This is a genomic window from Lysinibacillus irui (assembly GCF_028877475.1).
GTDB classification, from domain to species: domain Bacteria; phylum Bacillota; class Bacilli; order Bacillales_A; family Planococcaceae; genus Lysinibacillus; species Lysinibacillus irui.
Genome location: NZ_CP113527.1, coordinates 3,816,618 through 3,836,463, shown reverse-complemented (window position 1 = coordinate 3,836,463; position 19,846 = coordinate 3,816,618). Strand labels below are relative to the sequence as shown.

Sequence of the window (19,846 nt, the reverse complement as noted above, 5' to 3'; positions counted from 1 at the left end):
AAAACAGTTGTAGCTGTTTTTCTTTATGAAAAGAAATGGTGAATGAATGCTTCACGTTGCTGTATTTTCAATCAATCAACCATTTGTTAACGAAGGGTAAAATAGTATAAAGTATGTATATTTTACCTGGATAGCATTGACTACTTTTACCTGCTGTGTTAATTTTGGGAGTGGAAATATAGGCAAATTTACTGAAAAGTAGAGACGCAAAGCTACAGGTCTAAGGCAATAATTGCTAGGATGGCTGGGTTGCAAAAGACTGCTAGTTATATCCATCAATTTCTAGTTTATGTTCTTTTATGCCTATTTCTTTTGAAATAGGTTATTTTTTTGCAAAAAAATCATTGTAAGGAGGAAAAAGATCATGAAGTTATTAAAAAATGCCTCATTAAAAAACAAACTTTTACTGACGGTTACAATTGTAGTGTTACTGCTCATCGCCATTATTACTTCGCAAAGTATTAGCGAATTAAATAATCGGATGACTGTCGACTTAGAGCAAGAGTTAAAAAGTGTTGGTTTATTGACAGCTATGAATTTAGATAGTGATGAAGTAAAAGATTTATTGTCTGAAAAAGGGGAAAAGAACGCTAAGTTTACAAAGATCCAAAAACAACTCGATATGATCCAGGAACAACAAGGTATTATGAGTTGGAGCTATATTTGGGACGTTCAAGATGAAGGTGGGGTCAACCCAATCGGTTATACAACCAATTTAAATGAGGTGTATGAAGCCGGAGAAATTTTTACTGATTTAGCGGATGAACATGTTGAAACAGCAAAGAAGGCTATTGAAAATAATAGTACGGAAGTAACGGATATTTTTGAAGATCCTTTTGGCTCTTGGAGAACCGTTTTTAGTCCAATTAAAGATGATAACGGACAACTGATTGCATTATTAGGAATTGATTACTCCGCTGATTATATTAATACGATAATTAAAACAAGTGTTATTAAACAAATTGTTATTGCTATTATCGGAATATTAATTTTATTAGTTTTAGTTTACATAATTATAGACCGTCTTTTAAAACCACTTAAAAAAGTAGTAAATGTTGCAAATCAAGTTGCCAATGGCGAATTAATCGATGTGGATTTAGATACGTCAAAAGATGAAATTGGAAAATTATCTGAGTCCATTCGTACAATGGTTGCTAATTTACAACATATTATTTTAAACATAAGAAATACTTCAAATCATGTTTCTTCAGCAGCCAATCAATTAACGGTACATGCTGGGGAGACGTATAATAGCTCCACAAATATTGCACAAGATATGAAACTAATCACTCAGAATGCTGAAGCTTCTATGACCATGACAGAAGAAACAGCTGCTGCAATGGAAGAGACAGCTACAGGTATCCAGCAAATTGCTGACTCTGCTAACACGGCTGCGGAATCTTCTATTTCGGCTTCGCAAGCTTCTGAACGAGGTAATCAAGTTGTACAGCAAGTTATTGCACAAATGGAATTAATTAATGATTCTGTTGAACAAATAGGGACAACAATTAATGGTTTACATGTCAATACGAAAAAAATAAGTGAAATTGTAAGCTTGATTACTGCTATTGCCGATCAAACAAATCTGTTAGCATTGAATGCCGCTATTGAAGCAGCACGAGCAGGTGAGCATGGTAAAGGCTTTGCTGTTGTAGCCGATGAGGTGAGACGTTTAGCTGAACAATCTTCACAGTCAGCAACAGAAATTTATAATCTAATTAGTTCTATTCAATCTGATTCTAACGCTTCGATAACTGTAATGGAGAAAGGGAAAGCGGATGTTAAAGTGGGTATGGCATTCACGAATGAAGTAGGAGAAATCTTTAAAGAAATTCTTACTTCATCAGAAGAAGTAGCTAGCCAAATACGTGAAATTTCAGCTGCCTCACAACAAATCTCTGCCTCATCAGAGGAAGTAGCGGCATCTGTCAATAATATTAAACAATCGGCAGAGCAGTCAGCAGAATTCTCTTCAAATGTTTCGAAATCTACACAAGAGCAATTATCTACAATGCAGGAAGTAAAGGATGCCTCTTCTTCATTAGGAAAAACAGCTGAAGAGCTACAAGGGCTTGTTGCAAAATTCAAATTGGAGAATGATCAGGATGGAAATTAACTTTACAGGTAAAAATGTATTAATTACTGGCTCAAGTAAAGGAATTGGCAAGGCCATTGCATTAGGCTTTGCTCAACATGGTGCGAATATTTTAATCAATTATATTGGGAATGAGCAAGAGGCAGAAGCTGTACGTGCTGAAGCAGAAAAGTTTGGTGTGAAAGCTTTAACTTTCCATGCCGATGTTTCTAACTCACAAGAAGTACAAGCGATGCATCAATTTATGGACGAGCACTTCGGGGAAATTGATATTCTTGTAAATAACGCCGGATTTGCACAGGGATCTAGCATTACAGATTTAACGGATGAACAGTGGGATAAAATGATTAAAGTTCATTTATATGGTTGCTTCTACAATTGCCGTGAAGCAGCTAAAAGAATGAAGGAACGCAATACAGGGAAAATCATCAATATATCATCCGATATTGGCAGCCTAGGTTGTGAGGAATTTACTCATTACTCAGCGGCAAAAGGCGCTATCAATGCTTTTACAAAGGCATTAGCTAGAGAGTTAGCACCTTCAATACTTGTCAACGCTGTTGCTCCTAGTGGAACATTTACGGACATTCTAAAAGAGTTTGGAGATAACTATGTGGAGGAAGAGTCCGCTAAATATCCATTAAAACGTTTAGCGCAACCTGAAGAGATTGCGAAAAGTGTGCTATTTTTAGCCTCTAATCATGCTGACTTCTATACAGGTCAAATTTTAACGCCTAATGGTGGAGTTGTGATGAACGGATAATGGAAAACTAAGGAGTACGACTATGTTAAACGTTATAATTTTTTGCTTATACTTACTATTTATCTATTACATTGGTTATAAAGGTTATAAGCGTGTCAACACAGCTGAGGATTTAATTGTCGCTGGCTGGAGTATGCCTCTTTCAGTTGTCACGGGGAGTTTAGTTGCTGCCTTACTAGCAGCTCCATTCTTTTTTGCGGCTGTAGGTTCAGGCTATACGAGCGGTGGCTTTGAGGGAACGGCAACAATGGGTGGTCTAGGGACTTGTATGATTCTTGGGTCACTCATTTGGACAAAGCCATTACGACGCTTAAAGGGTTGGACACTAGCAGATTACTATGGATTACGCTATGGCAGTAAAAAGCTAGGTGCGTATACTGGTATCGTAATGGCTATTGCTTTCGGTGTTTTTAATGCAGCTGCATTAACAGTTGGTGGGACGTATATTATTCAGCAACTATTACAAATTGATTTCATTCCGGCAGCGCTTTTATTTGTATCCTTAACTGCTATCTATTCTGTTATTGGGGGTTTATGGGCAGTTGCTTATACAGAAATAGTGCAAGGGGCGCTTGCAGTAGCTGGAATACTAGGTATTACTATTTTTATTTTATTTTACTATCCAGACGTTACCTTCAACCCTGAGTGGTGGAATATCAGTACATTATTTGAAAAGGCAGGAGCCGAGTTTTGGACATTGTATCTTGTTCTAGCACTCGGTGACATCCCTGCAGTTGACTTAGGACAAAGGGTAGCAGCTGCGAAAAGCCCAAGAGTGGCACAGCGCAGTATGATTATTGCAGGTAGTATTGTTATTGCTATTAGCTGGATTCCAGGGATGTTGGGTGAAGCTTTCAAATCCATTTATCCCAATAGTACAAACCCAGAAACATTGATGCTGACTTTCGCACAGGGCTATTTCCCTCCTTTATTAGCAGCTATTTTCTTAACGGCAATGGCAGCTATGGGGATGTCTACTGTAGCGGCATGTTATGTAGCGACTTCGGGTATTGTGACAAAGAATATCTATTTAGATTTTATTAACCGTAATCCAGATCCGAAAAAGCTTTTAAGATTCTCACGCTCTATTATTCTATCAAGTGCATTATTAGGTTTAGTGCTGGCTATAAGCTTCCAAAAAGTAATTGATCTAGCTTATTTAGCATGGGATATTATTTTTGTAACGATTTTCTGGCCAATTGTATTAGGCCCATTTTGGAAACGTGTGAGTACACCTGCAGTTTGGGCAAGTATTTCCGTTGGTTTAATCTATTACATTATTACATCTCTAACATTCGTACCTAGTCTCACAATCCAATCGGATGGTTTCATTGGTTTACTAAATGAATTATGGCAAGCACCTGTATTTTCAGGCGTTGTTATAACAGGTATCACGATAGTAGTGGTGAGCTTACTAGTACCACCGTCACAGCATGTCCTAGAGATGCATAAAATAGAAAAAGATAAAACTTTAGACGACGTAAGCAGTAAAGAAGAATTAATCGGTCGTTAATTGACTCTTACACACGAGAACATTGGCTATTCAAGGTTCTCGTGTTTTTTATTTATGGTAGATAAATATGAGAAATAAGAATGAAAAGATAGAGTCGAGAATAAATTGCTAGTACATCAAACTATTTCTCTAGCGATTATCTTGATAAAGGCGGGATCTGAATGAAAATTATTTTTTTCATTTTATTAGGGATTATCTATCTTTTTCTAGCAAATGCAATAAATATAATCATCATTCAAGAGGTATTTTTTTTAATTGGCTTAGCTTTAGTATGTATAGGTATTGTTCGTTATATAAAAGAACGGTATCTTGCGGCCCAAGCCATGGCTGCGCTAACAGAGGCTAGTACAGAGGAAATAATGGCTATACCTCATACTCAATACACATTATCTAGTAATGCTTTACATGCATTATTGTTAAATGAACAAACCAATATGCTCATAATCGCACAAAGAGAAGAGTTAGGCGGAGAGCTGACAATTACGGAGATTCCATTTAGCAAAATATATGAAGTAGCTATTATGGAAGATGAAGTGTTTATGCTTAAAACTAAAAATTATTTAATGAGTGGTTCATTATTAGAAGAAGATAATGAGGATGAGGAATTAGCAGAACAAGAGGATGAAGAAGAAGAGGATACGGTAACAAAGCTATCGCTAAAGCTAGTAGTTGATCATTTATCAGATCCTATTTTAGAGTATACTTTTATGGATACTGAAGAAGATCCTATTTCAAAAGAAGAGGATGAATATAAAGAAGCAATGGAATTATGTGAGAAGTGGTACCAAAAGATAAGTGTAATTATCAAACGTCACGAACTTGAAAGAGTCCCAATTAGACATTGGCAATGATACAAAAAGCTATCTCGTAAGTTTGAGATAGCTTTTATAGTACTTTATATTTTAAATTGTTGTAGTTGATTATTTAGCTCTTCAGCCATTCCTGCTAGCTGATTTGCGCTTCTAGCAATTTCATCCATAGTAGCAGCAGTTTCCTCTACAGTAGCTGTTGTTTGTTCAACACCAGCGGCTGATTCTTGCGAAATGGAAGCCATATCATCTATAGAGGCATTAATGGTGTCAGAGTTTTGAGCAAGACTGTTTAAATTAGTTGAAATGGTTGTAATATTATCAATCATATCCTCTACAGCACTAGAGATTTGTTCAAATGTTTCATTCGTTTGATCAAGCTGTGTTGTCCCTCTTTTTACTTCCTCATAGCCCATTTGTAAAGCAGAAGTGACATTGCTCGTCTCACCTTGAATGCGGTGGACAATAGTTGATATATCTGTGACAGAGAATTGTACTTGTTCGGCAAGCTTACGGACCTCATCTGCAACGACAGCGAAGCCTTTCCCATGTTCACCTGCTCGTGCTGCCTCAATTGCTGCATTTAATGCGAGTAAATTTGTTTGGTTTGAAATATCGTCTATAACGGAAACTAGCTTTGAAATTTCAGCAGACTGGCTATTTAAACTTTCTACCTTCTTGACGGAATCTAACATAATGTCGTTAATGGCGGCCATTTGCTTTGTAGATTGTACCATTAAGCTTTTGCCAGAAACCGTTAAGTTTTGAACATGACTAGAATGTTCCTTTAATTCAACGCCTTCTTGTGTAGTATCATAAATACTACGCTTAAATACGTTCATTGTTTCTGCTAAATCACCTGTTGTTGATGCTTGTGTTTCTGTGCCTGAAGCAAGCTCCTGCATTGTTATTGTAATTTGTTCAGTCCCTGCTTGTACCTCATTCGATGATTGGGCAAGCTCTTCACTACTTGCTGCTACTGTTTCAGAAACAGTGTAGATCGAGTGAATGGTTTGTTTTAATTTATCGTTCATGTCGTTGGCAGAAGCCATTAACGTTCCGATTTCATCTCTTGTTTTTACTACTAATGGTTCAAGTTGCAAATTACCATCTGCTAATTCTTTCATTCGATTTGCTACTACTGTCACTGGTTTAGAAATGATACTTGCTGTGATAATAGCAATCACTATACCAGCGATAGTTAAGACCAAACTAACAACAATGCCAATTGACCTGTTATTTGAACTGGTTGACACAACATCATTGCCAACGTCCATAATCGCGTCTGCACGTTCATCTGCAAGTTTTTCATACCCATTGCGTATAGTCGTGACGAGGTCATGGGTATCCATTAAATTTTCTAAAGCCAATTCATGATTGCCCTTTTGATAAATATCAAATACCTCTGTATTGACGAGATTGCTCCAATCACGTGCTATTTCTACTAGTTTGGTACGTTCCTCAGATTTTTCATATTTGTCTAGAATAGCATTATTTTCTTCAGCCATTTCCCGATACTCATTAAATGTTTCCTTGTACTTTTCGTCTCCAGTCATCACATAGTTTAAAGCTGCAGACAGACGGACACTCATAGACAATGCTAAATTTTTACTAGCGTTCAAAACTACTAAATCTTCCTTTACTAAACCTTTTGCCTGTTTTTCCATATTTGTATTGGAATTGTAAGTGTAGGTTGTAAAACTAATTACTAATACTAATAAAAGAATAAATGCACTTAAAATACGAGCTTTAAGTGTCTTAAACTGAAAAATGCTCTTCATTTCCCCATCCCTTTACTAACTCATCAAGAGTTTTAATAAAACACAATTATTATTTTATAACTATTTAGGTTGATAAATAAGGCTTTCGGTAGAAATATTTAAAAATAGTTTTTTAGTACAACAGTACACTTATTTTCCTTCTGCTAGTAGTTAAAAATATATAGAGGTCGAGCAACTAATTAATGTATTTATGTAAAATTACCTATATAAATAAAAAAAGCACTTGTAGCAAATTGCTTCAAGTGCACAACATGTATGAATGAAAGAAATAAAACCTACTTTTTTTGATTTTTTGCTTGCCGCTCCCATTGCAGTAAGGAAGGGTATGGATCAAAAGCCCATTCAGTTCTACCATTAAATTTGTAAATACCATAATGGAGATGGGGTGGGAATTTACCTGATGTCCCTTCTTTTCCGTATCCTGAGCTTCCTACATAGCCAAGAACTGTGCCAGGCTTTACAATGGTGCCTACTTCAATATCCTTATGATAGCTCCCAAGGTGGGCATAATAGTGATAGGAGTTATGATTGTCACGAATTCCGATACGCCAGCCACCAAATTGATTCCAACCTTTTACCTCGACAATACCATAGGAGGTAGAAAGTACAGGGGTTCCGTAGCTTGCAAAAATATCGGTTCCCTCATGGATGCGACGTCCACCCCACCCTCTATTTGCGCCCCAAGTGCCTTTGTAGCTATAATCAGAGCGAATATTAAGTGGGAAGGTATGGGCATCAAGTTCCGTTGTTTTAAAATGTCTGTATAGTGTTGAGATAGTGAAAATTTGATTAACGGCTTCTTCACTTCCGTAATATTCCCATAATGCTAATTTAAAATCCTCATCAGTCGTTCCAAATTTCCCTAAATAACTAGCCATGGAAAAGATGACATCCTCATCATCCTTTGGACTAGCGATTCCGTCATGATTACCATCAAGGCCCATTCCTCCGAAATAGCTAATCGTTTCAGGTGAGGTATCTTCCTTTACAGGATTAAATGCACCTGACCAATATTCATCAGAGAATTGTATAGCCAAATAGCCTTCCCGTTTAGGGATATCTTTACGAACAGACTGTAAATTCCTTTCATACTGATCAATAGCTGCTAAAAAATACCAGGGGATGAGTAATTCATCGAATTGTACATAATAGGTCATACGCTGCTGTAAAATTTCTTCTTCTGTAAGCTCTTCTTTTGCATAAGCTGCAGAAGGATAAAGTAGCATCCCTAAAAGTAAACATGTGAAAAGAAATTTAAAATGGCGATTCAATGATAATGGACCTCCTTTCTAACGTTAGAATAACCGAATTTTTTATCTTCATTCAGTAAGCTTTTATGTATCAAAATCGTCGGTAAATTCCCATTGTTGTAGTTAAAAAAATATAAATAATAAGAAGAAACTTCATCAAAGAAAAAGTAATGGGTATCATCATGTCATTTACTTCATACTATGTTATAAATCAAGCCCTGAATGGAGGGAAGGCTATTAACATTTTAGATAAAGTGAAAAACTATCGCGAAGAAGAAAACAGGCTGAAGTGGGAAGGGACATTTGCAGATTATTTAAACATCCTTAGGGAAAGACCTGAAGTTGCTCAAACAGCCCATTCACGCGTCTACAATATGATAAAAAGTGCTGGTGTAGTGGAACGCGATGGGCAAAAAATGTACAAATTTTTCGGACAAGAAATTTTTGGGCTTGAAACAGCAATTGAAAGACTGGTGGAGGAATATTTCCATCCAGCAGCACGCAGGTTAGATGTTAGAAAACGTATTTTATTATTAATGGGACCTGTAAGTGGTGGTAAATCCACAATAGTTACTTTATTGAAACGCGGATTAGAGCAATACTCACGCACAGATGAGGGTGCGGTTTACGCAATTAAGGGATGTCCGATGCATGAAGATCCACTGCATTTGATTCCACATCATTTACGTAATGACTTTTTTGAAGAGTATGGCATAAGAATTGAAGGAAGTTTATCGCCTTTAAATACGATGCGTCTTGAAAAGGAATACGAAGGGCGTATTGAAAACGTAATGATTGAACGTATTACTTTTTCAGAAGACAAACGTGTTGGTATAGGAACATTTACACCATCAGACCCTAAATCACAAGATATTGCTGATTTAACAGGAAGTATTGATTTTTCTACAATTGGCGAATTTGGCTCAGAGTCTGATCCTCGTGCTTATCGTTTCGATGGTGAGCTGAACAAGGCCAATAGAGGAATGATGGAATTCCAAGAAATGCTGAAGCTTGATGAAAAATTCTTATGGAATTTATTATCCCTAACACAGGAAGGGAATTTTAAAGCGGGTAGATTTGCTTTAATTAGTGCAGATGAGTTAATCGTTGCTCATACGAATGAAACAGAATATCGATCCTTTATTTCTAATAAAAAGAACGAGGCATTACATTCTCGAATTATCGTTATGCCAATTCCATATAACCTTAAAGTAAGTCAGGAAGAGCATATTTATGAAAAGATGATAAAAGAGAGTGATATGTCCCACGTCCATATTGCACCGCATGCTTTAAAGGCTGCAGCAATCTTTTCGGTTCTGACTAGATTAGAAGTACCGAAAAAACAAGGTGTGGATCTAATTAAGAAAATGCGCTTGTACGACGGAGAAAATGTGGAGGGATTTAATTCCGTTGACTTAGAGGAGCTGAAAAAAGAGTTTCCGAACGAAGGCATGAACGGTATTGATCCACGCTATATTATTAACCGTATTTCTTCTGCTATTATTCGCAAAGAAGTACCATCTATAAATGCTTTAGATGTCTTACGAGCTCTAAAGGATGGATTGGATCAGCATGCATCTATTTCTCAAGAGGATCGCGAAAAGTACATGAATTATATTGCGGTTGCTCGTAGAGAGTACGATGAAATTGCTAAAAATGAAGTACAAAAGGCTTTTGTATACTCATATGAAGAATCTGCGAAAACATTAATGAACAACTATCTAGACAATGTAGAGGCATTTTGTAATAAAAATAAGCTTTATGATCCACTGACTGGTGAGGAAATGAACCCTGATGAAAAATTAATGCGCTCGATTGAGGAGCAAATTGGAATATCAGAAAATGCTAAAAAGGCATTCCGTGAGGAGATTCTCATTCGAATTTCAGCCTATGCACGAAAAGGCAAACGTTTTGACTATAATTCTCATGAAAGATTAAGAGAAGCGATACAAAAGAAATTGTTTGCAGATTTGAAGGATGTTGTGAAAATTACAACTTCCTCTAAAATGCCAGATGAATCGCAACTGAAGAAAATAAATGAAGTCGTAGCAAGGCTCGTAGATGAGCATGGCTATAACACCACATCGGCAAACGAGCTGCTACAATATGTAGGTAGTCTACTCAATCGTTAATTGACTTTTACGTTTACAAGTCAGATAGGAGTGTCCCATTTTTAGGGCACTCCTTTTATTATCAAAATAAGGTTTTCATTAGATGCACAATTGATTTTACGAAAAAAGTTCAAGAATTTGGCTCACAAGCATAGTATAGAAAAAGCGAATTTGATAGATGGGTGAGGATAAAAATGACTGAACACGAAAATAAACGCTTTGTTATCTCTCAGGAAAATTGGTCCCTCCATCGTAAAGGGCACCAAGACCAGCAACGTCATATGGAAAAAGTGAAAGATGCGATTAAAAATAATTTACCAGATTTAGTTAGTGAAGAAAGTATTGTGATGTCCAATGGTCGCGAGGTTATTAAAATACCGATTCGTTCACTTGATGAATATAAAATTCGTTATAACTATGATAACTCTAAGCATGTAGGGCAAGGACAAGGCGATAGTAATGTTGGAGATGTAGTGGCGCGGGATGGCAGTAAAGCAAATCAGGCGCAAGGTAAAGGGAAAGAAGCGGGTGACAAGCCTGGCCAAGATTATTATGAAGCGGAAGTAAGTATTGAGGAAATTCAAAACATCTTATTTCATGAACTTGAGTTACCCAATCTACAGCAAAAAGAAAAGGCAGATATTAAAACCGAAAAAATTGAGTTTAATGATATTCGCAAAAAGGGGTTAATGGGTAACGTTGATAAAAAACGTACCATTTTAAATGCGTTAAAGCGAAATGCGATGTATGGAAAAGCGGAAATAACACCTATCCATAATGATGATTTACGTTTCAAAACGTGGGATGAGGTTGAAAAACCAGAATCCAAAGCAGTAGTGCTTGCCATGATGGATACAAGTGGCTCGATGGGATCCTTTGAAAAATATTGTGCACGTAGTTTCTTCTTTTGGATGACTAAGTTCTTACGGTCAAAATATGAAACGGTGGAGATTGAATTTATTGCCCATCATACGGAGGCGAAGGTTGTCACAGAAGAGGAGTTTTTCACGAAGGGAGAGAGTGGGGGAACTATTTGTTCTTCAGCTTATAAAAAGGCATTGGAATTGATACAGGATAAATATCATCCATCTCGCTACAATATTTATCCTGTCCATTTTTCAGATGGTGAAAATATTTCGATGGATAATGAAAAATGTTTGAAACTAGTAGGAGAATTAATGGATGTATCCAGCATGTTTGGCTATGGTGAAGTCAATCAGCATAATCGTTTCTCAACACTTATGTATACGTATAAGAAAATTGATGATCCCAAATTTAGATATCATATTTTGAGAAAAAAAGGCGATGTATATGATGCCTTAAAGAGCTTTTTTAAGAAAAATGAAGAATAGTATGATTGTTTGATTAGCATCACGTTCAAAGGAGGGGACGTAAAATGGACACGAAAGAGCTTCATCGAGCAATAGATGAAATTACCGAAATTGCCACTAGCTTTGGCTTAGATTTCTATCCAATGCGTTATGAAATTTGTCCAGCGGATATCATTTATACATTTGGTGCCTACGGTATGCCTACCCGCTTTTCTCATTGGAGCTTTGGAAAACAGTTTCATAAAATGAAGCTTCAATATGATTTAGGACTTAGCCAAATCTATGAGCTCGTCATTAATTCTAATCCATGCTATGCTTTTTTACTTGATACAAATACATTGACCCAAAATAAATTAATTATCGCCCACGTTTTAGCGCACTGTGATTTCTTTAAAAATAATGTCCGTTTTTCCAATACAAGAAGAGATATGGTAGAGAGCATGACCGCAACGGCTGAGCGTATAGCTGGCTATGAACGAGAATATGGCAAAGATGAGGTTGAACAGTTTTTAGATGCAGTTTTAGCGATTCAAGAACATATTGATCCATCTATTTTACGACCGAAGTTATCCTGGAGTGAGGACGATGAGCTTGATGAGGAAAAACCACCAACAAAATCACCATATGATGATTTGTGGAGCATAGAAGAAAAGGAAAAAGTTTATAAACCTATCCGCCGCAGATTAAAGCAATTTCCGCCGCAGCCAGAAAAGGACCTGCTGTTGTTTTTAGAGGAGCATAGTCGTGAGTTGGAAGAATGGCAACGTGATATATTAACGATGATGCGGGAGGAAATGCTTTATTTTTGGCCTCAATTAGAAACGAAAATCATGAATGAGGGATGGGCATCCTTCTGGCACCAACGAATTATGCGGGAGTTAAAGCTAACAACCGCTGAGACCATCGAATATGCAAAATTAAATGCAGGGGTCGTGCAACCCTCCAAAACATCGATAAATCCATATTACCTCGGGATTAAAATATTTGAAGATATTGAAAATCGCTATAATAACCCTACAGAGGAAATGAAGAAGTTAGGTGTACTGCCAAATTCGGGGCGTGAAAAGATTTTTGAGGTAAGAGAGGTAGAATCCGATATTTCCTTTATCCGAAACTACTTAACTAAGGATTTAGCGAAGCGTGAAGATTTATATTTGTTCCAAAAGAAAGGTAATGAGTATCGTATTACTGATAAGGATCATGAGATGGTTCGAGATCAGCTTGTATCGATGCGTGTCAATGGTGGCTTTCCTTATATTGTGGTGAAAAATGGTGATTATTTACGTAATGGTGAGCTTTATTTAGTGCATGGCTACGAAGGAATGGAGCTAGACCCTCATTATTTAGAAAATGTATTGCCATATATTTATCAGCTGTGGGGACGTCCGGTTCATTTAGAGACGTATGTGGATAATAAACCAATGCTTTACTCCTTTGATGGTACAAAAAACTATAAACGCAATGTGTAACCAAAAGCTTCTATCTGTTGAACCTGCTCGAACAGATAGAAGTTTTTTAGATCGTTTATTCACCTTCTTCAGTTAATACATCATTTTCCTTTTCATTACTTTCAGAAGATGAGTGGATATCGCTATCAATGACTAGGCTGTCCCGCACCTTTATGCCTTGCTGCCCACCAGCCTCATCATTATTATTACCAGCTATGCCACTTCTGCCATTACCATCAGCAAATTGAGAATTGACGTTACGGGTGTGACTACCATCACTAGCGTTTTGTCCTCCTTGGTTAGCATTTGTCCCCACATCATGGTTGATTTGTCCTCCACCTTCTGCTCGTTGTGCAAAGTGAAAATCTGTATTTCCTATATTGAATGTCAAATTAATTGTTATATGGTTTTTGGCTGACTTATTAGAGGATTCGTTTTCAGGTTCTTCTGGTCCATAAAATTTCTTTGAATTAAAGCTAGACATCGTTTCTCCTCCTTTCGTTTAATATTACTATTAGGATATTAGTGCTTTGTAAGATCACTTGTACGTGTAGCCATGTTCTATAGAGAAAAGGGTGTTTATATGAAAACTCGTCGAATTTTGCTATCTATACAATAAATTTGTTAAAATAAATAGGATTTGAATATTTAGCGAACTGGAACGGAGAAGCAACATTGAGAACATTTAAAAAGGTTTATATAGAGATAACTAGTGTCTGTAATTTAGCATGCAGTTTTTGTCCACCAACGGCACGTGCAAAAGGTCTTATAAAAGTAGAACAATTTAATAAAATATTAGATGAGATTCGACCGCATACAAAATACATTTATTTGCATGTGAAGGGAGAGCCGCTTTTACATCCAAGAATTGATCAATTATTAGATGCTGCCCATGAAAAGGGTTTTAAAGTCAATATTACAACGAATGGTACGTTGATTAAAAAGAACCATGAAAAAATATTAGGAAAACCAGCATTACGTCAAATTAATTTTTCATTGCATAGCTTTGATGGTCATGAGGGTTCCGAAAACCGCGAAAAGTATTTAGAGGATATTTTGACTTTTGTACGAGCGTCTAGAGAATATAATACAATTATTTCTTATCGTTTATGGAATTTACAAAGGGATCATGTTTCTGATATTGCAGCACGTCGCAACCGTGAGACATTAGAAATTTTAGAAAAAGAATATAATCTTGACTATCGCATCGAGGAAAAAGTAGAGCCGGGTAAAGGGGTCAAAATTGCCCCTCATGTTTATTTGAATCAAGATCATGAATTTAGATGGCCAAGCTTGCTCGAGCATGAGGATGAAGGAAAAGGTTTTTGTCACGCACTTCGTAGTCAAGCAGCAATTCTTGTAGATGGGACCGTTGTGCCTTGCTGCTTAGATGGTGAAGGAGTTATTAATTTAGGAAATGTCCATGAAAAATCCTTCTCTGAAATTGTAGAAGGGGAACGTGCTACTAAAATTGTAGATGGATTTTCACGAAGAGAGGCTGTTGAAGAGCTTTGTAGAAAATGCGGCTATCGACAAAAATTTGGCATGTAACGACTAAAACGTAATAAAGAAACAGCTCCAATGCGTCATTGACCATTGGAGCTGTTTTTTTTCGATTGAGAATCAATTGTATCTAAAAAATCCTTTGTAATACGAACTACATATTTTACCTCGTCTAAATTTCGTTCTCTTAATAATGATCGATGAATGTCTAGCATGAGGTTCTTTTCCTCAATATCAGTAACGCCTGATAATTTTTGAAAATTAAAAAGCTCCTCAGGGGCAATATCTAAAGCCTTCATGATTGTTTCCAATGTACTTAGCGTAATATTTGATTGACCGTGTTCAATATTAGACACTCGCCCTTTACTGAAACCTAACTTACCTGTTCTTTCGGCCACTTCCTCCTGACTTAGCCCTTTGGATAATCTAATAATGCGGAGCTGTTCACCTACTAGCTTTAAGAAATCTGACATATGATTCACCTCTATGTTAAAAGCTAGTGAAAAACAAAGGAGTTGACTATACTATTATAGTGGTATAATAGAGAAAATGTTATATTAAAATGGTACAATCTTTAGAGTAGTAACTTTTATTAGACAAATGACCTAATTGAATTACTAGGTATAATGCGTTAATGAATGTTACAGAAAGGGTATAACTTGAGACAGAGGATTGGAGGGTTCACATGGTGAAACAGGTTTTTTTAGAAGAAGTAGCAAAAATTCAAATTGGCAATAGAATTATGAATGATCAATTTTTTACTAGGGAAGGTACTCCATTTATAACTGAAGAAACGTTACTGAAATTATTGATAGAAGACGATTTTAGTCAAGTGCCTAGGATAGATTATTCGATTAATGAGTTTACCGTTTTACAAGTGCCTGCGAAAAGTATTCTTCTTAATAAAATAAATTTGAAGGAAGCATCCATTTATCGATGTAATAAAGATATATACATTGGACATGGTATCATTGCCATTATCCCGAATGAATCTATTGTTATCAGTGATTATTTATTTCATTTTTTAAAATGGTACCAAGAAAATAAGGAAAAGCGTAATATTTATCGGCTAATGCTTGAATTACCTCCTATAGATATTCAGCTTAAAATAGTTCAACTATTAAATGCTATTCAACATTTAACAATGAATAAAGACTCTTTAGTAATGGCGGTAGAGGAGCTTCCACAGCGTTTCGATCATATTTCAAGCCAAGCAAAGCAGCATTCAAAAGACTTACATCATGGCTTTGAACAGATCCAACATCTTTATAGTGAAATGTTACATAAAATTTTCAATGGTGATTTTTTGAATGACACTCTTCGACAGCTAGGAAACCAATAAAAAATAAGTCGGTGCAAAAGGATGTAAAAATCCTTGCACCGACATGTTAAATTTCGATAATAATCGGTAAAATCATTGGCTTGCGTTTCGTTTGTGCAAATAAATATTGTCCTACAGCCCTTTTAATTTCTCTTCGTAGAACATGTATTTGTTGTCTATTTTCTTCTTGAAGCTCATTGACTATTTCTTTAGTAAGGACATTGACCTTATTTAAGAGCTCCTCGAAATCCTTTGCATAAACAAAACCTCGTGAAATAGTATCTGGTTCGGAAATAAAAGCACCATCTGTTTTATTAAGTGTCAAAACAATGACAAGCATTCCATCTTCTGATAACTGTTTGCGATCTCGTAGAACAATTCCTTCGACTTCTCCTATTCCGATACCGTCAACATACGTATCACCAGCTGGAATTTTACGTGTTTGTCTTGCCTTTGAATTTTCAATATCAACGACATCACCGTTCTTCATAATAAATGTATGTCCCTTTTGAACGCCAACGGCTTCAGCTAATAAACGATGTTGATGTAACATACGGTACTCACCATGAATAGGAATAAAAAATTTAGGCTTCATGAATGTTAACATAAGCTTCAAATCTTCTTGATGTCCATGACCTGAAACATGCATTCCAGTATGACTAGAAGATCCATAAATGACTTTTGCACCTAGTTGAAACAAATTGTCGACAATACGAGAAACACCCTTCTCGTTGCCTGGAATAGGAGAGGCCGCTAGAATAACGGTATCGTCTGGTAGGATTTTTACTTCACGATGGTTGCCATTTGCTAAACGAGCGAGTGCGGCTAGTGGTTCACCTTGGCTACCTGTGCATAGCACTACAACCTCCTCTGGTGGAAGGTATTTAACTTCGCGAGCATCAATCAGCATATCTTCTGGAACATTTAAATAACCGCGTTGAATTGCAACATCAACGACGTTCACCATACTGCGACCTAATAATGCTAACTTCCTATTCGTAGTAATAGCGGCATTAACAATTTGTTGGATACGATTAACGTTGGAAGCAAAAGTTGAGATAATTACTTTACGTTCAGCGTGTAAAAAGGCTTCTTCGATATGATGTCCGACAAGTTGTTCAGAAGGCGTTAAACCTGGCCTTTCTGCATTGGTACTTTCAGAAATAAGAACTAACACTCCGTTCGATCCAATTTCTGCCATTTTGTGAATATCGGCGAACTGATTATTCACAGGTGTTAGATCAAATTTAAAGTCTCCTGTATGGACAACATTTCCTTCGGGTGTGGCTAGAACGATTCCTAAACAATCGGGAATACTGTGATTGGTTCTAAAGAAACTAATATCTATTTGTCCTAGATGTAAAGAAGAGTCAGCGTGAATTTCAATTAAATCGGTTTCTCTTAAAAGTTTATGTTCTTTTAACTTTAATTCAATAAGACCTAAAGTGAATCGAGTTGCATAGACAGGTACATTTATTTTTTTTAGTAGATAAGGTACTCCACCAATATGATCCTCATGTCCATGAGTCACAATTAAAGCTTTAATTTTTTCTTTATTTTCAAGTAAATAAGTAATATCAGGAATAATTAAATCAATACCAAGCAAGGTCTCATCTGGAAACTTTGCCCCACAATCAATAATGATAATGTCATCTGCATACTGCACTACATACATATTTTTTCCGATTTCGTTAATGCCACCAAGGGCGAATATGGATAATAACTGTTTACTTGTAGACAACGTATTCCCTCCTATAGTTTTCACTAAATGCATTAAAAATTTCTTTAGCCATAGGTAGTATAGCTTTTCATATTTCATCCTATACGATATTTACAATGAACGATCTATTTATATGGATTGCTACTATTTGAATTGCTCGATGAATAGAATGGAGAGATATCCTTACGAACAGCATGTTTCTGTTTAAATTTTTTTGTTCCTTAAAAGTTAAACTCAAAATTTAAAATAAAGGGGGTAAATGATTGTCTAATTTTGTGCAACATGCCATTTTCGAACATCGATTTTGGCTAGAAATCATGCAAAACCACGCTCAATTTATTCATGACGCACTTTATCCTTCAGAAAAAGGTGATATTCAAAGAGCTAATCAGTATATCCTACAATTCTCACAGCTACTTACTTATATTCCTTCTCTCGATGATTCAAATGCTGTTTCGTTTTCAGTAACAGTGGATGACAATGTTGAGCAATTGAAGCAATACAAACTTCATCTACTTAGACATCAACTGTCGGGTGATATTGGGATCCATTTAACGCCTACATTTATCAATCACATGATTAATGAATTAGAAGAATACCAAAATGTACTGAGTTACTTGAAAAAAGGTGAGGCTCCACCAATCTTTCACGAGCTACATCATCATTTAGTGTGGCTTTTAGACGCCTCTGGACACGCAGGCATCATCAATGATGATTTAGATGGTGTAGAGAAACGATTAAAGCAGAAGAGTCATGCATTTGCTAAGCATTTTGAAGGATTTTATTTAAAGGCAGTCGAATTAACGGGCTATTTACGTACAAATATGCATTATTTTCCAGCTTTAAAGCGCTTTAATCAAGATGTAGAAATCGAAATGGCTTTATTTAAGACGTTTTTAAAAGAATTAGAAGAAATGGAGTTAAGTGCAGAGGTATTAGGCACATTTACAGCGCCAATGGCAGACCATATGTGGCGTGAAGAGCAATACTATTTAACAAAGCTTGCACAAGCTAGAAGCGATGGGTAAAAATAATAAACAAGGCTATCTTATTTTGATTCATCAAAAAAAGATAGCCCTTTTATTATGGATGGATTATTACTTCCGTACCAATAGGCACAATACTTGCTAACTCTTCAACATCTCGATTATGCAAGCGAATACATCCGTGTGAAACAGCATGCCCAATGGAACTAGGATTATTAGTGCCATGAATTCCGTAGTGTTCTTTAGATAAGCTCATCCACATCGTTCCAAAAGGACCACCTGGGTTTGGGGCTTTATTGATGATAATAAAACTGCCTACTGGTGTTTCATGTAACATGCGTCCCACTGCAATAGGGTATTGTTTTTGAAGGATATTGTCTCTATACAAGCGTAGCCAACGATTATTGGTAGATATCTCAATACGATATGGAATTGTATCAGGATTGGGAAAGCCAGGAATAGCAATTTGTTGACCAACTAAAAGATGATCTGGCTGAATCCCTGGATTAGCAGCAATGATTGATGTGATAGAGGTGCGATAATCTTGAGCAATTTGGGACAGTGTTTCTCCCGCTTTGACTGTATGATTCAATCTTGATTTCCTCCTAAGCATTGGTAATTGTTTTACTATATGCTTGAATGATTTAAGTAATTTTAAGAACGTAAATTTTTCAGCTCTTTGGATAGAATATAGAGTACCATGTATAGCCAAGGAGCATTGAGAATGAAGGAATTTAAGATTACTTATTTTTTTGATGAGATGCATTATGTGAGAAGATTTATTTATATTGAATCTCAGCAAGAAGCAGAGCAATTGGTTAAAAGTGAAAGAGATCAATATATATCCTTTACAGACAGTAGAGGTATCTATCATGAATTGCATACAAGGCATGTACGAGTTATTCAAATATCTGAATATCATCGTATTGATAAAAGTACAAAACAGAAAAACACATAATATATCCAGCACTACACACATTATAGGTAAAGGAGTGTGACAAGATGGATATGAATAAAGTACCACATCAAAAGAAAATGTTTATGAATTTAAATAGTAAAGATAAGCCTGATATGGTTGAATCAGATAACATTAGTCTTTTCGATTTGCATGAGGATATGCAAACTGTAGACGCTATTCCAATTGAAGAACTTAATAAGAGAGTGGAAAGAGAAGGCGATGAATTGATTGAAATGCAGCCTGATGAATTATAGGAG

The 19,846-nt window shown here is 36.2% G+C and carries 18 protein-coding genes and 1 riboswitch; of the genes, 12 read left to right on the top strand and 6 right to left on the bottom strand.

Annotation, left to right across the window (positions count from 1 at the left end; translation table 11 throughout):
• Window positions 1–171: 171 nt before the first annotated feature.
• Window positions 172–257, top strand: a riboswitch (cyclic di-GMP riboswitch).
• 107 nt (window positions 258–364) lie between these two features.
• The 4 genes from OU989_RS19360 (at window position 365) to OU989_RS19345 (ending at window position 5,222) form a co-directional block, all read left to right on the top strand.
• On the top strand, window positions 365–2,116 hold the full coding sequence (locus tag OU989_RS19360) for a methyl-accepting chemotaxis protein (protein ID WP_274794568.1): 1,752 nt from the start codon (window positions 365–367) through the stop codon (window positions 2,114–2,116).
• Window positions 2,106–2,858, top strand: a complete 753-nt coding sequence (locus tag OU989_RS19355; protein WP_274794567.1) for an SDR family NAD(P)-dependent oxidoreductase — start codon at window positions 2,106–2,108, stop codon at window positions 2,856–2,858. Before OU989_RS19360 ends, OU989_RS19355 begins: the two co-directional genes overlap by 11 nt.
• A 22-nt stretch (window positions 2,859–2,880) precedes the next feature.
• On the top strand, window positions 2,881–4,371 hold the full coding sequence (locus OU989_RS19350) for a sodium:solute symporter family protein (protein WP_274794566.1): 1,491 nt from the start codon (window positions 2,881–2,883) through the stop codon (window positions 4,369–4,371).
• A 161-nt stretch (window positions 4,372–4,532) separates the two neighbouring features.
• Window positions 4,533–5,222, top strand: coding sequence for a hypothetical protein (locus tag OU989_RS19345; protein WP_274794565.1), 690 nt, complete (start codon window positions 4,533–4,535; stop codon window positions 5,220–5,222).
• A 44-nt stretch (window positions 5,223–5,266) separates the two neighbouring features.
• Here OU989_RS19345 and OU989_RS19340 read toward each other — a convergent pair whose 3' ends face one another.
• A complete protein-coding gene (locus tag OU989_RS19340; RefSeq protein WP_274794564.1) occupies window positions 5,267–6,961 on the bottom strand; it encodes a methyl-accepting chemotaxis protein in 1,695 nt (564 codons plus the stop codon).
• Between the two features lie 275 nt (window positions 6,962–7,236).
• The gene (locus tag OU989_RS19335) at window positions 7,237–8,232 is read right to left on the bottom strand and encodes a M23 family metallopeptidase (RefSeq protein ID WP_274794563.1); all 996 of its coding nucleotides are present in this window, start codon (window positions 8,230–8,232) and stop codon (window positions 7,237–7,239) included.
• Between the two features lie 215 nt (window positions 8,233–8,447).
• Between OU989_RS19335 and OU989_RS19330 the strand changes: the two genes are divergently transcribed.
• The 3 genes from OU989_RS19330 to OU989_RS19320 all read left to right on the top strand — a co-directional run bounded on the left by OU989_RS19330 (window position 8,448) and on the right by OU989_RS19320 (window position 13,122).
• On the top strand, window positions 8,448–10,343 hold the full coding sequence (locus tag OU989_RS19330; RefSeq protein ID WP_322606347.1) for a PrkA family serine protein kinase: 1,896 nt from the start codon (window positions 8,448–8,450) through the stop codon (window positions 10,341–10,343).
• Between the two features lie 173 nt (window positions 10,344–10,516).
• Window positions 10,517–11,674: a sporulation protein YhbH gene (gene yhbH, locus OU989_RS19325; protein WP_274794561.1), complete on the top strand. Its 1,158-nt coding sequence runs from the start codon at window positions 10,517–10,519 to the stop codon at window positions 11,672–11,674.
• A 44-nt stretch (window positions 11,675–11,718) separates the two neighbouring features.
• Window positions 11,719–13,122, top strand: a complete 1,404-nt coding sequence (locus OU989_RS19320; RefSeq protein WP_274794560.1) for a SpoVR family protein — start codon at window positions 11,719–11,721, stop codon at window positions 13,120–13,122.
• Between the two features lie 55 nt (window positions 13,123–13,177).
• On the opposite strand, the gene OU989_RS19315 is transcribed toward OU989_RS19320, so the two are convergent.
• On the bottom strand, window positions 13,178–13,585 hold the full coding sequence (locus OU989_RS19315; protein ID WP_274794559.1) for a hypothetical protein: 408 nt from the start codon (window positions 13,583–13,585) through the stop codon (window positions 13,178–13,180).
• A gap of 191 nt (window positions 13,586–13,776) precedes the next feature.
• On the opposite strand from OU989_RS19315, the gene OU989_RS19310 reads away from it, so the two are divergent.
• Window positions 13,777–14,652: a radical SAM/SPASM domain-containing protein gene (locus OU989_RS19310; protein ID WP_274794558.1), complete on the top strand. Its 876-nt coding sequence runs from the start codon at window positions 13,777–13,779 to the stop codon at window positions 14,650–14,652.
• Window positions 14,653–14,687: 35 nt separating this feature from the next.
• On the opposite strand, the gene OU989_RS19305 is transcribed toward OU989_RS19310, so the two are convergent.
• Complete coding sequence (locus OU989_RS19305) at window positions 14,688–15,077, bottom strand: helix-turn-helix domain-containing protein (RefSeq protein ID WP_274794557.1); 390 nt, start codon at window positions 15,075–15,077, stop codon at window positions 14,688–14,690.
• Window positions 15,078–15,289: 212 nt separating this feature from the next.
• Between OU989_RS19305 and OU989_RS19300 the strand changes: the two genes are divergently transcribed.
• Window positions 15,290–15,946, top strand: a complete 657-nt coding sequence (locus tag OU989_RS19300; protein WP_274794556.1) for a restriction endonuclease subunit S domain-containing protein — start codon at window positions 15,290–15,292, stop codon at window positions 15,944–15,946.
• Window positions 15,947–15,992: 46 nt separating this feature from the next.
• Here the strand turns inward: OU989_RS19300 and OU989_RS19295 are convergent, their stop codons facing one another.
• The gene (locus OU989_RS19295; protein ID WP_274794555.1) at window positions 15,993–17,666 is read right to left on the bottom strand and encodes a ribonuclease J; all 1,674 of its coding nucleotides are present in this window, start codon (window positions 17,664–17,666) and stop codon (window positions 15,993–15,995) included.
• A 242-nt stretch (window positions 17,667–17,908) separates the two neighbouring features.
• Here OU989_RS19295 and OU989_RS19290 point away from each other — a divergent pair, with 242 nt between their 5' ends.
• Window positions 17,909–18,673, top strand: a complete 765-nt coding sequence (locus tag OU989_RS19290) for a DUF2935 domain-containing protein (protein WP_274794554.1) — start codon at window positions 17,909–17,911, stop codon at window positions 18,671–18,673.
• Window positions 18,674–18,728: 55 nt separating this feature from the next.
• Here the strand turns inward: OU989_RS19290 and OU989_RS19285 are convergent, their stop codons facing one another.
• Window positions 18,729–19,223, bottom strand: coding sequence for a L,D-transpeptidase family protein (locus OU989_RS19285; RefSeq protein WP_274794553.1), 495 nt, complete (start codon window positions 19,221–19,223; stop codon window positions 18,729–18,731).
• 132 nt (window positions 19,224–19,355) lie between these two features.
• Between OU989_RS19285 and OU989_RS19280 the strand changes: the two genes are divergently transcribed.
• Both OU989_RS19280 and OU989_RS19275 read left to right on the top strand, forming a co-directional pair.
• Complete coding sequence (locus OU989_RS19280; protein ID WP_274794552.1) at window positions 19,356–19,589, top strand: hypothetical protein; 234 nt, start codon at window positions 19,356–19,358, stop codon at window positions 19,587–19,589.
• 44 nt (window positions 19,590–19,633) lie between these two features.
• On the top strand, window positions 19,634–19,843 hold the full coding sequence (locus OU989_RS19275) for a hypothetical protein (protein WP_274794551.1): 210 nt from the start codon (window positions 19,634–19,636) through the stop codon (window positions 19,841–19,843).
• Window positions 19,844–19,846 lie beyond the last annotated feature (3 nt).

Coding starts and splice junctions, on each gene's coding strand:
- OU989_RS19345 (WP_274794565.1), top strand. CDS start 4,533: ATGAAAATTATTTTTTTCATTTTATTAGGGATTATCTATCTTTTTCTA.
- OU989_RS19300 (WP_274794556.1), top strand. CDS start 15,290: ATGGTGAAACAGGTTTTTTTAGAAGAAGTAGCAAAAATTCAAATTGGC.
- OU989_RS19305 (WP_274794557.1), bottom strand. CDS start 15,077: ATGTCAGATTTCTTAAAGCTAGTAGGTGAACAGCTCCGCATTATTAGA.
- OU989_RS19280 (WP_274794552.1), top strand. CDS start 19,356: ATGAAGGAATTTAAGATTACTTATTTTTTTGATGAGATGCATTATGTG.
- yhbH (WP_274794561.1), top strand. CDS start 10,517: ATGACTGAACACGAAAATAAACGCTTTGTTATCTCTCAGGAAAATTGG.
- OU989_RS19355 (WP_274794567.1), top strand. CDS start 2,106: ATGGAAATTAACTTTACAGGTAAAAATGTATTAATTACTGGCTCAAGT.
- OU989_RS19320 (WP_274794560.1), top strand. CDS start 11,719: ATGGACACGAAAGAGCTTCATCGAGCAATAGATGAAATTACCGAAATT.
- OU989_RS19275 (WP_274794551.1), top strand. CDS start 19,634: ATGGATATGAATAAAGTACCACATCAAAAGAAAATGTTTATGAATTTA.
- OU989_RS19360 (WP_274794568.1), top strand. CDS start 365: ATGAAGTTATTAAAAAATGCCTCATTAAAAAACAAACTTTTACTGACG.
- OU989_RS19350 (WP_274794566.1), top strand. CDS start 2,881: ATGTTAAACGTTATAATTTTTTGCTTATACTTACTATTTATCTATTAC.
- OU989_RS19340 (WP_274794564.1), bottom strand. CDS start 6,961: ATGAAGAGCATTTTTCAGTTTAAGACACTTAAAGCTCGTATTTTAAGT.
- OU989_RS19315 (WP_274794559.1), bottom strand. CDS start 13,585: ATGTCTAGCTTTAATTCAAAGAAATTTTATGGACCAGAAGAACCTGAA.